At 71.4% G+C, this 12971-nt stretch carries 14 protein-coding genes; 6 read left to right on the top strand and 8 right to left on the bottom strand.

Annotated elements, in window-relative coordinates; genetic code table 11:
* Window positions 1-143: 143 nt before the first annotated feature.
* Both PV419_RS33920 and PV419_RS33925 read left to right on the top strand, forming a co-directional pair.
* Window positions 144-857, top strand: a complete 714-nt coding sequence (locus PV419_RS33920; protein WP_319695486.1) for a response regulator transcription factor — start codon at window positions 144-146, stop codon at window positions 855-857.
* Between the two features lie 2 nt (window positions 858-859).
* The gene (locus PV419_RS33925) at window positions 860-2254 is read left to right on the top strand and encodes a HAMP domain-containing sensor histidine kinase (protein ID WP_319695488.1); all 1395 of its coding nucleotides are present in this window, start codon (window positions 860-862) and stop codon (window positions 2252-2254) included.
* A gap of 21 nt (window positions 2255-2275) precedes the next feature.
* On the opposite strand, the gene PV419_RS33930 is transcribed toward PV419_RS33925, so the two are convergent.
* From PV419_RS33930 to PV419_RS33945, 4 genes are read right to left on the bottom strand one after another with little or no spacing between them, the layout of a single operon-like run.
* Window positions 2276-3055 carry an SAM-dependent methyltransferase gene (locus tag PV419_RS33930; RefSeq protein ID WP_319695859.1) on the bottom strand — a complete coding sequence of 260 codons (780 nt, stop codon included), beginning with the start codon at window positions 3053-3055 and terminating at the stop codon, window positions 2276-2278.
* 13 nt (window positions 3056-3068) lie between these two features.
* Window positions 3069-3890 (bottom strand): SAM-dependent methyltransferase, encoded by an 822-nt coding sequence (locus PV419_RS33935; RefSeq protein WP_319695490.1) that lies wholly within the window; start codon window positions 3888-3890, stop codon window positions 3069-3071.
* Window positions 3887-4162, bottom strand: coding sequence for a DUF397 domain-containing protein (locus tag PV419_RS33940; RefSeq protein WP_415925440.1), 276 nt, complete (start codon window positions 4160-4162; stop codon window positions 3887-3889). The genes PV419_RS33935 and PV419_RS33940 overlap by 4 nt, the downstream gene beginning before the upstream one ends.
* 32 nt (window positions 4163-4194) lie before the next feature.
* Window positions 4195-5052, bottom strand: a complete 858-nt coding sequence (locus PV419_RS33945) for a helix-turn-helix transcriptional regulator (RefSeq protein WP_319695493.1) — start codon at window positions 5050-5052, stop codon at window positions 4195-4197.
* Between the two features lie 216 nt (window positions 5053-5268).
* On the opposite strand from PV419_RS33945, the gene PV419_RS33950 reads away from it, so the two are divergent.
* Both PV419_RS33950 and PV419_RS33955 read left to right on the top strand, forming a co-directional pair.
* Window positions 5269-5724 carry an ATP-binding protein gene (locus tag PV419_RS33950; RefSeq protein ID WP_319695495.1) on the top strand — a complete coding sequence of 152 codons (456 nt, stop codon included), beginning with the start codon at window positions 5269-5271 and terminating at the stop codon, window positions 5722-5724.
* Between the two features lie 85 nt (window positions 5725-5809).
* Complete coding sequence (locus tag PV419_RS33955) at window positions 5810-6760, top strand: TAXI family TRAP transporter solute-binding subunit (protein WP_319695497.1); 951 nt, start codon at window positions 5810-5812, stop codon at window positions 6758-6760.
* A 10-nt stretch (window positions 6761-6770) separates the two neighbouring features.
* On the opposite strand, the gene PV419_RS33960 is transcribed toward PV419_RS33955, so the two are convergent.
* The 3 genes from PV419_RS33960 to PV419_RS33970 are packed head-to-tail and all read right to left on the bottom strand — an operon-like array spanning window position 6771 to window position 10156.
* Window positions 6771-8108 carry a HAMP domain-containing sensor histidine kinase gene (locus PV419_RS33960; RefSeq protein ID WP_319695498.1) on the bottom strand — a complete coding sequence of 446 codons (1338 nt, stop codon included), beginning with the start codon at window positions 8106-8108 and terminating at the stop codon, window positions 6771-6773.
* A complete protein-coding gene (locus PV419_RS33965) occupies window positions 8099-8770 on the bottom strand; it encodes a response regulator transcription factor (protein WP_319695500.1) in 672 nt (223 codons plus the stop codon). The genes PV419_RS33960 and PV419_RS33965 overlap by 10 nt, the downstream gene beginning before the upstream one ends.
* 45 nt (window positions 8771-8815) lie before the next feature.
* The gene (locus PV419_RS33970; protein WP_319695502.1) at window positions 8816-10156 is read right to left on the bottom strand and encodes an MFS transporter; all 1341 of its coding nucleotides are present in this window, start codon (window positions 10154-10156) and stop codon (window positions 8816-8818) included.
* A gap of 228 nt (window positions 10157-10384) precedes the next feature.
* Between PV419_RS33970 and PV419_RS33975 the strand changes: the two genes are divergently transcribed.
* Window positions 10385-11215 (top strand): family 16 glycosylhydrolase, encoded by an 831-nt coding sequence (locus PV419_RS33975; protein WP_319695504.1) that lies wholly within the window; start codon window positions 10385-10387, stop codon window positions 11213-11215.
* 53 nt (window positions 11216-11268) lie between these two features.
* Here PV419_RS33975 and PV419_RS33980 read toward each other — a convergent pair whose 3' ends face one another.
* Window positions 11269-11631: a helix-turn-helix domain-containing protein gene (locus PV419_RS33980; RefSeq protein WP_319695506.1), complete on the bottom strand. Its 363-nt coding sequence runs from the start codon at window positions 11629-11631 to the stop codon at window positions 11269-11271.
* A 137-nt stretch (window positions 11632-11768) separates the two neighbouring features.
* Between PV419_RS33980 and PV419_RS33985 the strand changes: the two genes are divergently transcribed.
* On the top strand, window positions 11769-12641 hold the full coding sequence (locus PV419_RS33985; protein WP_319695508.1) for an NAD(P)-dependent oxidoreductase: 873 nt from the start codon (window positions 11769-11771) through the stop codon (window positions 12639-12641).
* Window positions 12642-12971 lie beyond the last annotated feature (330 nt).

Here is a 12971-nt window from a genome sequence, read left to right on the forward strand (position 1 = left end):
CCCGGATCGTTGTGGACACCATGGCCGGGCACGGTAAGCCGGCCGCCAGAACAAGGTGAGAGCCGGGTAAGAAGCCAGTCGATGATCTCGGCGGGGCCTGCTCCGCGGCGCCCGCACCGCGGCGGGCTTGGCAGACTCGGGGTGTGACGACCTACAACACCGTGCTGCTCGCCGAGGACGACCGGGCCATCCGCCACGCCTTGGAGCGGGCCCTGTCGCTCGAGGGCTACCAGGTCATCGCCGTCCCCGACGGCATCGAGGCGCTGGCCGCCGCCCACCGCGAGCACCCGGATGTGATCGTGCTGGATGTGATGATGCCGGGCCTGGACGGGCTGCAGGTGTGCCGTGTGCTGCGCGCGGAAGGGGACCGTACCCCGATTCTCATGCTGACCGCCCGGGTGGACACCGCCGACCGGATCGAGGGTCTTGACGCGGGTGCGGACGACTACGTGGCCAAGCCCTTCGACGTGGACGAGGTCTTCGCCCGGCTGCGCGCCCTGCTGCGCCGCGCCGCCCCCGCCCCCTGGCCGGCCGAGGAGGAGACCGGGCCGGACGACGGCTCAAAGGAGGTGGCGGATCTGCGCCTGGACCCCTCGGCCCGGCGCGTCTGGCGGGCGGGGGCGGAGCTGGACCTCACCCGCACCGAGTTCGACCTGCTGGAGCTGCTGGTGCGCAACAGCGGCATCGTGCTGGACCACGCCACGATCTACGACCGGATATGGGGCTACGACTTCGGCCCCGGGTCGAAGAACCTCGCCGTCTACATCGGCTATCTGCGGCGCAAGGTGGACCAGCCCGGGCTGATCCCGCTCATCCACACCGTACGGGGCGTCGGTTACACCCTCAGGAAGGCCTGACCGTGCCGCTCCCGCGCCCGCGGCGCCCCCGATCCAGCCTGCGCATCACCTTCGCGATCTCCTTCGCGGCGGTGGCCGCCGCCGTCACGCTGCTGGTCGGCTTCCTCAGCTACGACGCCGCGGCCGGGCTGGTGCGGGTCGACCAGCAGACCGTCTTCACCGAGGTCATCCACGACCTGCGGAACCAGGTGAGACAGCAGCCGCTCGGTTACGCGGACTTCGTCTCCTCCGACCCCGACCACGACGGGCCGCGCGACGACCTGCGCCGCCCGACCCGTACCGACGTCCAGATCCTCCGCCCCACGGGCGCCGTCGCCGACGCCGGGAGCCCCGCCCTGCCGGTGGGCGCGACCGAGCGCCGGATGGCGGCGTCCCGTACGGCGGGCCTGGTGTCGCGGCGGGACGTCGAGATCGGCGAGGAGCAGTTCCGGATGGCCACGGTCTCGCTCGGTGACGGCCGGGGCGCGGTGCAGCTCGCGCAGCAGTCCAGCGACATCGAGGACCTGCTGCGGGAGCTCCAGAAGCGCACGGCGGTGTTCGTCGGCGCGGCCATCGTCGCGGCCGGGCTGGCCGGATGGTGGCTGGCGGGGCGCATCACCCGGCGTCTGGTACGGCTGACCGGGGTCGCCGAGAGCGTGGCGGCCACCGGGCGGATGGACGTGGCGGTGCCGGTCGCCGGGGAGGACGAGGTGGGCCGGCTGGGGCGGGCCTTCGACGGCATGCTCGGCCGGCTCGCGCGCTCCAAGGACGACCAGCGGCGGCTGGTCCAGGACGCCGGGCACGAGCTGCGCACCCCGCTCACCTCGCTGCGGACCAACATCTCGCTGCTGCGCCGCTTCGAGGAGCTGCCGCCCCCGGCCCGCGCGGAGCTGCTGGCCGACCTCACGGGGGAGACCCGGGAGCTGACCGACCTGGTCAACGAGTTGGTGAGCCTGGCGGCGGGGCAGGGCGACGACGAGCCGCGCGTCGCCACCTCGCTCGGCGAGGTGGCGCACCGGGCCGCCGGTCTCGCCCGCCGCCGCACCGGCCGGGAGATCACCGTGACCGCGGACGACACCGTTCTGGAGGGCCGCCCGGCGGCCCTCCAGCGCGCCATCACCAATCTGGTGGAGAACGCGGCCAAGTTCGACCAGGAGGGCACCGCGCCCATCGAGGTGGTCGTCAGGGGCGGCCGGGTGGCGGTCCTCGACCGCGGTCCCGGCGTGGCCGAGGAGGACCGCCACCGGGTCTTCGACCGCTTCTACCGCGCGCCCGGGGCGCGCAGCCTGCCCGGCTCCGGGCTCGGCCTGGCCATCGTCCGGGAGGTGGCCGCCGCACACGGCGGCACGGTCTTCGCCGAGCGGCGGCCGGGCGGCGGCGCGGTGATGGGCTTCACGGTCGCCGACGCCCGGCGTTGACCAGGCACATCGGGGCGGGCCTCAGGGCTTGCGGGCCACCCCCGCCCAGAAGGAGACCTCCTCGTCGGTGACCGTGACCGGGCCGTCGGGCCACCACCGGTGCGGCGGCACGATGACCGGCTCCACGAGCTCCAAACCAGAAAAAAACTTCTCGATCTCGCTCTTGGTGCGCAGCTGGGCCTCGATGCCGCCCTTGCGGTAGATCGCGACCGCCGCGTCCACGCTCGCCTGGTCGAAGTCCGGTGAGCTGTGGCTGATCTCGAGGTAGCTGCCCGAGGGCAGGGCGCCCATCAGCCGCTCCACGATGTCGTATGTCCCGTACGTGTCGGGGATGAAGTGCAGCGTCGCGTTGATCGACAGCGCCACCGGCTCGCTCAGGTCGAGCGTCTCCAGCAGCTCCGGCGCGCTCAGGAGGGTCTCGGGCTCGCGGATGTCGGCGTGGATGTAGGCGGTGCGCCCCTCGGGCGTGCCGCGCAGCAGGGCCTGGGCGTAGGCGAGCACGATCGGGTCGTTGTCGGCGTAGACGACCCGCGCGTCCGGGGCGATGCTCTGGGCGACCTGGTGGAGGTTGGGCTCAGTGGGGATGGCGGTGCCGATGTCCAGGAACTGCCGGATCCCCGCCTCGCCCGCCAGCCAGCGGGTCGCCCGGTGCATGAAGGCACGGTTGCTCCGGGCACACGGGATGATGCCCGGATAGACCTTCATCACCTGGCGGGCGGCTTCCTCGTCGACCTGGTAATGGTCCTTGCCGCCGAGGTAGTAGTCGTACATGCGGGCCGAGTGCGGCTTGCTGGTGTCGATATGCGGGGGGGGGTCATGATTTACGTGCCACTCCTGCCCACATGGATATGTCCGCGCTGCGGATGTCCTCGGGGCGCTCGTCGGGATCGGGCTTCCAGTGGTGCGGTTCCGAGACGCCGGGGTCGACGAGCTCCATCCCCTCGAAGAAGCCCGCGACCTCGCTCTTGGAGCGCGTGATGAAGGGGATCCCGTTCTGCTTGTAGACCTCGATGACCTTCCGCCAGGTCTCCGCCGAGAAGTCGTGAGTGGAGTGCGACATCATCAGGTAGCTGCCCGGGGGGAGGGCGTCCATCAGCTCGCGGACGATCTCGTACGGCTTCTGCTCCTCCGGGATGAAGTGGAAGAGCGCGTTCACGGACATCGCCACCGGCTTGCCCAGGTCCAGCGTGTCGACCAGCTCGGGAGCCGTGATGATCTTCTGGGGCTCGCGGACGTCGGCCTCGACGTAGGCGGTGCGCCCCTCGGGGGCGCCGTTCAGCAGGGCCTGGGCGTACGCGAGCACGATCGGGTCGTTGTCGGTGTAGACGACCCGCGCCTCGGGGGCCACGGACTGGGCGACCTGGTGGAGGTTGGGCTCGGTGGGGATGCCGGTGCCGATGTCCAGGAACTGCCGGATCCCCGCCTCGCCCGCCAGCCAGCGGGTCGCCCGGTGAATGAAGCCCCGGTTGACGCGGGCGTTGAGCTTGACGGTCGGGTGGACGGCCAGGACCTTGGCGGCGGCCTGCGCGTCCACCTCGTAGTGGTCCTTGCCGTCGAGGTAGTAGTCGTACATCCGGGCCGAATGCGGCTTGCTGGTGTCGATCCGGCCGGAGGCGACTTGGTGCTGCTCGCTCATGCGGCCCTCCGTTCTGCTGCGGTCCCCGCCGAAGTGGTCAGGTTCGGTTCCGTACGGGTGGTGAGGAGGAAGTCCGCGGCGCCGGCCTTGGCGCCCTGGATGAACTTCTCGATCTCAAGAGGCGTGTAGATCAGCGCGGGGCCGTCGGGGTCGGTCGACTGGCGCAGCGCCACGCGGCCGTCGCTCAGCTTCAGTACCTCGACGCAGGCGCCGCCGTTGGGGCCGCTCCAGGGCTTGCGCCAGCCTTCCGCACCGAGATGCTTGGCCGGCATGCCGTTGTAAATGTGATCCACCTGATCCACGGTCAGAGCTCCTTGCGAATCTCACGGAGGAAGGCCTCCGTGCGTCGCGCCGGTGTGGCCTGGGTGCCCATTCGGTCGAGGGCCTCCAAGTGGGCGGCCACGTCCGCGCGTTCGTCGAGATAGGCGGCGCCGGTCAGTCCCTCGGTATAGACGATGTCCGGCAGTTCCGGGATCTGGAACCGGAAGAGCTGGAAGGGTCCGCCCATGCCCGGGTGCGGTCCGGCGGTGAACGGCACCACTTGCAAGGTGACGTTCGGCATCTGGATCGCCTCGATGAGGCGGTCGATCTGCGCGCGCATGACGTCCGGGCCGCCGATGGGCAGGCGGAACACCGGCTCGTCCATGACGACCCACAGGTGAGGTCCGTCGGGTCGGTTCAGCAGTTCCTGACGCTCCATCCGCAGGGCGACGCGGCGGTCGAGCTCCTTGGTGTCGGCCTGCGGGAATCCGATGCTCAGCAGCGCTCGTGCGTAGTCTTCGGTCTGCAGCAGTCCGGGGATGAAGTGGGGCTCGTAGGAGCGGATGCGGCTCGCCGCGCCCTCAAGGCTCACATAGAGGCTGAACCAGTCCGGCAGCACATCGCGGAAGCGGTGCCACCAGCCGGGTCTGTTGGCGTCCTCGGCCAGGGAGAGGAAGGCCTCGATCTCCTCCTGCTCGGCTCCGTAGGTCTGCAGCAGCTTCTCGACATACGGAAGCTTCAGGCCGACCTCGGCCTTCTCCATCCTGCGCACCGTCGTCTGGTTGACGTGCAGTGCCCTGGCGGCCTGGTCGTAACTGACGCCGGCTTTCTCGCGAAGGTCTCTCAGACGCATGCCGAGGACCATCTGCCCGACAGTCGGGGCAGACCGCGCTTCACCCACGCCTTACCTCCTCGGACGGTCTTGTGGGCTTCAGTGTGCCATGCTCGGGATGAACCCGAACAGAGTGCTCTCGCTATTCTGCATTTTGCAGAACGCCGCTTGCCAACTGACGCTTACAACACCGATAGTGATGGGGTGACTGGGCCCAATGTGGCTGAGGTGTCGCCGACTTGCGGCATGCGAACCCCCCAGCCGGTAGACGGAAGGCGAACGGCCATGGCACTGCCTCAACGCATGACGATGGCCCGCCCCATGCTCCCCGGCGGCTTCGACGCCGGGGTCCGCCAGGAGAGGTTCCAGCTGCCCGCGCAGGGCACGTCCGTCGCCGCGGCCCGCCGCCGGGTGCGCTCCCGAGTACCGGTGTGGGGTTTCTGCGACGACGTCTGCGACGCCGCGGAACTGGTCATGTCCGAGCTGTTCACCAACGCTCTCGTGCACACCGGCAGCGAACAGATCCTCTGCGTCCTGCGCGCGGAGGCGCCGCGCACGCTGTACGTCGAGGTGGCCGACCAGGGCGGCGGGTCGGCCGGGCCGGCCCCGCGCCAGGCGGGCGCGGAGGACGAGGGCGGACGCGGGCTCGCGCTGGTGCGGGCCATGGCCGCGGCGTGGGGGGACCGGCCGGGGCTGAACGGCGGCCGTGTGGTGTGGGCCCAGCTGAGCGCGGTGCTCTGACCCGGGGCCGCGCGGCGCGCCTGCCGGCTTTGTCCCGGTGCCGCGTCACCGCGAACCTTGGCTGATGCGGCACTAGCATGGCCGGGTGTCCGTCGTCCCACGCCGCCGTCTTCTGACGCTCACGGCCGGCGCCCTCGCGACCGGCGCCCTCCAGGGGTGTTCCGGCGGTGGCCCGTCCGGCCGGGTCCGGCTGGCCACGGGCCCGCGGGGCGGCCCGTACGCGATCTTCGGCAGTCGGCTGGCCGACGAGGTGCACCGGGCCCAGGACCGGCTGACGGTGCGCGTGCTCACCACCGCGGCGAGCGTGGAGAATCTGCGCATGCTGGCCGACGGGCGGGCCGATCTGGCCCTGTCCCTCGCGGACAGCGCGGCCGACGCCACCGCGGGCCGCGGCCTCTTCCAGCGGCCCGAGCCGGTCGCGGCGCTCGCCCGGCTGTATCTCAACTACCTCCACCTCGTCGTGCCCGCCGACTCGCCGATCAAGGAGCCGGGCCAACTGGCCGGGCGCACGGTGTCCCTCGGCGCCGCCGAGTCCGGCACCTCGGTGACCGCCGGGCGGGTGCTCGCCGCGGCGGGCGTACACAGCGTCCGCTCCGTACGGCTGGGCCTCGGCGAGTCCATCGAGGCGCTGGTCGAGCGGGACGTGGCCGCGTTCTTCTGGTCGGGCGGCGCGCCGACGCGGGCGATCACGCAGCTGGCCCGGCGCCGGCCCGTGCGCCTGGTGCCGCTCGGCGGCCTCGCCCCGGCGCTGCGCCGCGAGCACGGCCCCGTCTACGAGAGCGGCTCCATCCCCGCCGGGGTCTACGGCCTGCGCGCCCCGACCCCCACCGTCGGCACCCCCAGCTATCTGGTCTGCCGCACCGGCCTCGCGGCCGACACCGCGCGCACCGTCACCGGCGTACTCTTCGAGGCCCGCGCCCGCCTCCCCGTCCCGGACGCCCCCGGCAGCCGGCTCGACGAGCGGTACGCGATCGGCACGGGGACGGTGCCGCTGCACCGGGGGGCGGCGGAGTACTACCGCGCGGTCTACGGCTGAACGCGCACACCTAGGCCTCGGGCAGCCGCAGCTCGACGACCAAGCCGTGCGGTGTGGCGGGCCGCAGGGACAGCTCGCAGTCGGCGGCGCGGGCCAGTTCCGAGGCGATGGCCAGGCCGAGGCCGCTGCCGGGGACATTGCCATGTCCGGGGGAGCGCCAGAAGCGGCCCAGGGCCGCCTCGAGCTGCTCGGGCTCGAGCCCCGGGCCGTCGTCGGCGATCCGCAGCACGCCCCTGTCCAGCCGGACCGTGACCGTGCCGCCGGGCGGTACGAACTTCGAGGCGTTGTCCAGGGCGATGTCGGCGATCCGGGCGGCCGCGGCGGGCAGCGGCGCGGCGGACGGGCCGGTGGCGTCGAGCTCCATGGTGAGGGTCAGCTCGCGCGCCGCGTACACGTCGTGCCAGATGGCCAGCCGCCCGCGCAGCGTCGCGCGGGCGATCGGTTCGGGCGCCGCCGTGCCGGCCTCGACCCGGGCGAGCGTCAGCAGGTCCTCCATGAGCCGTCCCAGCCGGTCGACTTCGGCCAGGGCCTCGGCGAACTCCTCGGTGCCGTCCTCCGTCAGATGCGCCTCCAGGTTCTCCAGCCGCAGCGACAGCACGGTCAGCGGGGTGCGCAGCTCGTGGGAGGCGTCCGCGACGAAGGCGCGCTGCCGCTCCAGGGCGGCCGAGACCGCGTCGGCCATCGCGTTGAAGCGGCGCTCCAGCAGCCGCAGCTCGGCCGGGCCGCGGCCGCCGTCGCGCACCCTCGCGTCCATCCTGCCCTCGGCGATGGCGCGGGTGGTGAGGTCCAGTTCGGTCACCGGGCGCAAAATCCACCGCGCCAGCCTGCGGGCGGCGATCAGGGCGCAGAGCACGGCGACCATCGAGCCGGCCGCGACGGCGGCCCAGACGAGCGTCACATCGCGCCTGGCCGCCGCCGTGGAGACCTTCATGACCACCACGCCGAAGACCTGCGCGTCCCGGCCCACCGGCTCCGCGACCACGGCCGAGGCGGGGCCGAAGGGGGTGACCAGGGGCAGGCCGGCGGTGGTGCGGCCGGACAGCGCGCGCTCGGCGGGCTCCTTGGACCAGGCCCCGCCGCCCGCCACCCGCCGGCCGTCCCGGTCGCGGATCTCCACCTCGGTGCGGTACAGCTCGTGGTAGCGGGACACCTCCTGGCGGAGTCCGGAGGTGTCGCCGTCGCGGATCGCCTGGTCGGCCAGTTCGGAGAAGCGAGTGGCGTCCGCGCGCCGCTCCAGCAGCAGCTTGCCGGTGCGGTGTGAGGAGTACGCCAGGGAGAACGGCACGGCGAGCGCGGTCACCAGGCAGGCGATCAGCACCGTGTAGACGGTCAGGATTCTCAGCTGCATCCGCCGGTTCCCAGGCGGTACCCGGTGCCGCGCAGCGTCTCCACCAGCCAGGGGCAGCCGGTCTTGGAGCGGATCCCGGCGATGTGCACGTCCAGCGAGCGGGAGGCCGACAGCAGCAGGTCCCCCCACACCGCGTCCAGGATCTCCTCCCGGCTGCGGACGACACCGGGCTCGCGGGCGAGCAGGGCCAGTACGTCGAACTCCCGGCGGGTGAGGGCGACCGGCCGGCCGTCCACCTCCAGCTGCCGGGCGGCCAGGTCGATGCGCACGCCGCCCACGGCCACCACCGTGCCGGGCGCGGTCAGCGGGCGGGTGCCCCGCCGTACGACGGCGTCCATGCGGGCGACCAGCTCGGCCGTACGGAACGGCTTGACGAGATAGTCGTCCGCGCCCCCGCGCAGCCCGCGCAGCACATCCCGCTCCTCGGACCGGGCGGTGAGCACGATGACAGGGACGGCGGAGGCGCGGCGCAGCCGGCGCAGCGCCTCCAGGCCGTCCATGTCGGGCAGTCCCAGGTCGAGCAGGACGAAGTCGGCGCCGTCCTTGAGCCGCAGGGCGTCGTCCGCGCGCCCGGCGCGGACGACCTGGTGGCCCAGCCGGTCCAGCGTGGCGGTCAGCGCGGCCGCCAGCCGGTCGTCGTCTTCGACCAGGAGAATGTGCATGGGCGTAAGGGTAGACATCCCCTTTCAGGGCAGGCAGGGGCCAGGTCAGACAGGGGTGCGTGCCGCCTGCTCGGACGTGGTCGGCTCGTCGGTCCGGGCCTTGGTGAGGGAGGTGTCCCGGGTCTCCCGCATGGTCAGGTAGACGATCAGCGACACGGCGGCGCAGCCCGAGACGTACCAGTAGAACCCGGACTCCGCGCCGGCGTTCTTGAACCACAGCGCCACATACTCCGCGGTGCCGCCGAACAGGGCGTTGGCCACCGCGTACGGCAGGGCGACGCCCAGCGCCCGGACGTGGGTGGGGAACAGCTCGGCCTTCACCACGGCGTTGATGGACGTGTAGCCGGTGACGACGACCAGCGCGGCGAGCGAGAGCAGCAGCGCCCCGCCGAAGGTGTCGGTGTGCGACAGCGCGGTCATGATGGGCACGGTGGCCAGCATCGAGCCGACCCCGAAGGTGATCAGCAGCGGCCGGCGGCCGATCCGGTCGGACAGCGCCCCGGCCAGCGGCTGCAGCAGCATGAACACGAACAGGGCGCAGAAGCTGACCAGCGAGGCGTCGGACTTGCTCAGCCCCGCCGTATTGGACAGGTACTTGGTGAGATAGGTCGTGTAGGTGTAATAGGCGACCGTGCCGCCCATGGTCAGCGCGATGACGAGGGCGGCCTCCTTGCGGTGGCGCAGCAGCTCGCCGACGGTCCCGCGCTCGCTCTCCCGGTGGGAGCCGGCCTCCTCGTACACCTCGGTCTCCAGCAGATTGCGCCGCAGCCAGAAGACCACGGCCGCGGCCACGGCCCCGACGACGAACGGGATGCGCCAGCCGTAGGAGTGCAGCGAGTCATCGGACATGGTGCGCTGCAGCACGATCAGCAGGCCCAGCCCGATCAGCTGGCCCGCGGTCATGGAGACGTACTGGAAGCTGGAGACGAAGCCGCGGCGGCCGGGCTGGGAGGCTTCGGTCAGATAGGTGGCGCTGGCCGCGTACTCGCCGCCCACCGACAGGCCCTGCAGCAGCCGGGCCACCAGCAGCACCGCCGCGCCGAAGTAGCCGACCTGGTCGTAGGTGGGCGCGATGGCGATGAGCAGCGCGCTGGCCGACATCAGGGTGACGGTGAGGGTGAGGGCGGCCTTGCGGCCGCGCCGGTCGGCGTAGCGGCCCAGCAGCCAGCCGCCGACGGGGCGCATGAAGAAGCCGACGGCGAAGATGCCGGCCGTGTTGAGCAGCTGCGCGGTGGAGTTGCCCTTGGGGAAGAAGGCCGAGGCGAAGTAGGTGGCGAAGCTGGCATAGACGAACCAGTCGAACCACTCGACCAGGTTTCCGATCGAGCCGCCGAGTACGGCACGCCACGGTGTGCGAGCCGGTGGTGCGGAGGGTTTGACGGACATGGGGCCTCCTCGTGCCTGCGGGTGGATGGCGGCCCGCCCGAGGACGCCGCCGCGGGTGGCAGCTTCGGCGCGGAAGGCGGCGGCGTACAGACCCCCGGGGCCAGAGCTAACCTCCGCTTAACACAGACCCTTGACGAGGCGTGGGGCCCTTGGGACTGTGGTGATTCCGATTGACTTCTGTTTGCTTGTGTTCGAAGTTTCGGACTTCGGGAGGCAGTCATGAGTGGCATGTCAGCACGGAGCGAGTCGTACGGACGAAGAAGATTCCTCACCGCGGCCGCCGCCCTCGGCGGGGCCGCGACCCTGACCGGATGGCCGCGCCCGGCGGCCGCTGCCCCGGCCGCGACCTGGGAGGACGTCATCAACGGCTCCTTCGGGAGCTACAGCGCCTTCGAGGCGGAGTGGAACTACCTGTACCCCTGGGGCTCCGACCACAACGGCAGCGCCCGGATGTACGGCAGCGCGAGCGACCACAACCACATCTATCTCGGCTCCGGCGTACTGACCTTGAAAGCGAGCCGGATCACCTGGGACGAGGGGACCAGCTCCTCCACCCCGCATCTGCCGATCCGCTACCACTCGGGCGCGGTGCACGCCAAGAACCAGATCGTGGTGACCAACCAGTTCCCCGACTACGAGGTGAAGGGCGAATTCCAGGCCCCGAACGGCGCGGGGACCTGGCCCGCCTTCTGGCTGACCGGGGTCAACAGCTGGCCGCCGGAGAGCGACATCCTGGAATTCAAGGGGAATTCCAACAACTGGTTCAATACCTTCCGCACCTCCTCGGATGTGTCGAGCACGATTGTCGGGGTGTCGTCACCGGGCAACTGGCACACGTACCGCGCCTGGATCACCAAGGTGAACAACACCGACGTCGACATTCACTACTACCTCGACGGGACCTGGAAAGCGGTCCACCGCGGGGCGGGTTTCGTCGGAAAACCCCTGTGGCTCATCATCAACCTCCAGATGGAGGGCTCCTCGGGGTCCTCGGGCCCCGGCGGGGACACGTATTACCGGGCCCGGAACGTATATGTGGGCCGCAACCGCACGTCCTGAAGAACCCCGGGCACGAGGCGGCGGCTTCCGAGGTCATTCCGGAAGCCGCCGTGTCACCCGCAAGCCGCCGGCTGATGACGGCAGTCGTCGGCGGCGTCCTCCAGGACCGCCATCCGCTGTTTTCCCCAGGCGCCCAGCGGCTTCAGCGCCGTATTCAGATCCTCGCCCAGCCCGGTGAGTGAGTACTCCACCTTCGGCGGCACCTGGTCGTAAATCTCCCGGTGGACGATTCCGTCCGCCTCCAGCTCCCGCAGCTGCTGGGTCAGCACCTTCTCGCTCACCCCAGGAACCAGCCGCTTCAATTCACCGAACCGGCACCGCTGGGAATTGAGCGCCCAGATGATCAGCACCTTCCACTTGCCGCCAATCACGTCCACGGCCGCGTCCAGGCCACAGACATATGGCCGCTGCTTCATGAACCCATCCCCACTGACCTCAAGGTAAGTACGCACTTTTTTATCGGTACTTGCCCACACTACCCCGGGCGGCAAGGCTGGGACAGGCGCGCCGAGACCGATACGAGCAGCAGCATTGAGCAATGGGAGCACCCGACATGAGCGACACCCCCGTGACCGTCCTCGGCCTGGGCGACATGGGCACGGCACTGGCCCGCGCCCTCCTGAAGGCGGGATTCCGGACCACCGTGTGGAACCGTACGGCCGCGAAGGCCGAAGCCCTCGTCCCCGAGGGCGCGCTGCACGCGGCGACGGTCGCCGAGGCCGTCGAGGCGAGCCCGCTGGTGGTGGTGTGCCTGCTGGACTACGACTCCGTGCGCGACACCCTCGCCCCGGTGGCCGGGGCGCTGGCCGGCAAGGCCGTGGCCAATCTCACCAGCGGCACCCCGCGGCAGGCCCGTGAGATGGCCGCGTGGGCGGCGGACCGGGGCGCCGACTACCTCGACGGCGGCATCATGGCCGTACCGCCGATGATCGCGACCCCGGCCGCCTTCGTACTCCACAGCGGATCCCGGGACGTGTTCGAGACCCACCGGGCGGCGCTGGACGCCCTGGCGCGGAGCGAGTACCTGGGCGAGGACGCCGGGCTGGCCCCGCTGTACGACATCGCCCTGCTCAGCGGGATGTACGGCATGTTCGCGGGCATCCTGCACGCCTACGCGCTGCTGGGCAGCGAGGACATCAAGGCGGCCGACTTCGCCCCGATGCTCGGCCGCTGGCTGACCAGCATGTCGGGCGCCGCGGCCGGCTTCGCCGAGCAGATCGACAGCGGAGACCACGCCCAGGACGTGGTCTCCAACCTCGCCATGCAGGCGGCCGCGTACGACCACCTCCTCGAAGCCGCCGAGGAGCAGGGCGTCAGCCCCGAACTGCTCGCTCCGCTCGGGCCGCTGATGACCCGGCGGGTCGCCGACGGCCACGGCCACGAGGGCCTCTCGGGCCTGGTGGAACTGCTCCGTACGCGGCCGTGAGCCGACTCAGGCGGTGAACCCCGCCCGGCCCGGCGGTGCTTTCCAGCGCTGCGTCAGCCAAGATTTGCCCCGCTCGCCGCCCTGGCACGCTCCCCCAGCTACCGCTGGGCGGTACCCCCTCCCAGCTACCGCTGGGCGGTACCCCCTCCCAGCTACCGCTGGGCGGTACCCCCGCGCCGCGTTGGCCGAAAACCCGAGTAGCCCCCAACCTTCGGCCGGGAGGTGCTCCCGGAGGGCTTCCGGCCGCCTTGCGATCGGGGGGCACCGCCCAGCGGTAGCTGGGGGAGCACCAGGACGCCTCGCTCCCGGGCAAACCTTCACTGACGCGGC

Source organism: Streptomyces sp. ME19-01-6 (assembly GCF_033793745.1).
In the GTDB taxonomy this organism is placed as follows: domain Bacteria; phylum Actinomycetota; class Actinomycetes; order Streptomycetales; family Streptomycetaceae; genus Streptomyces.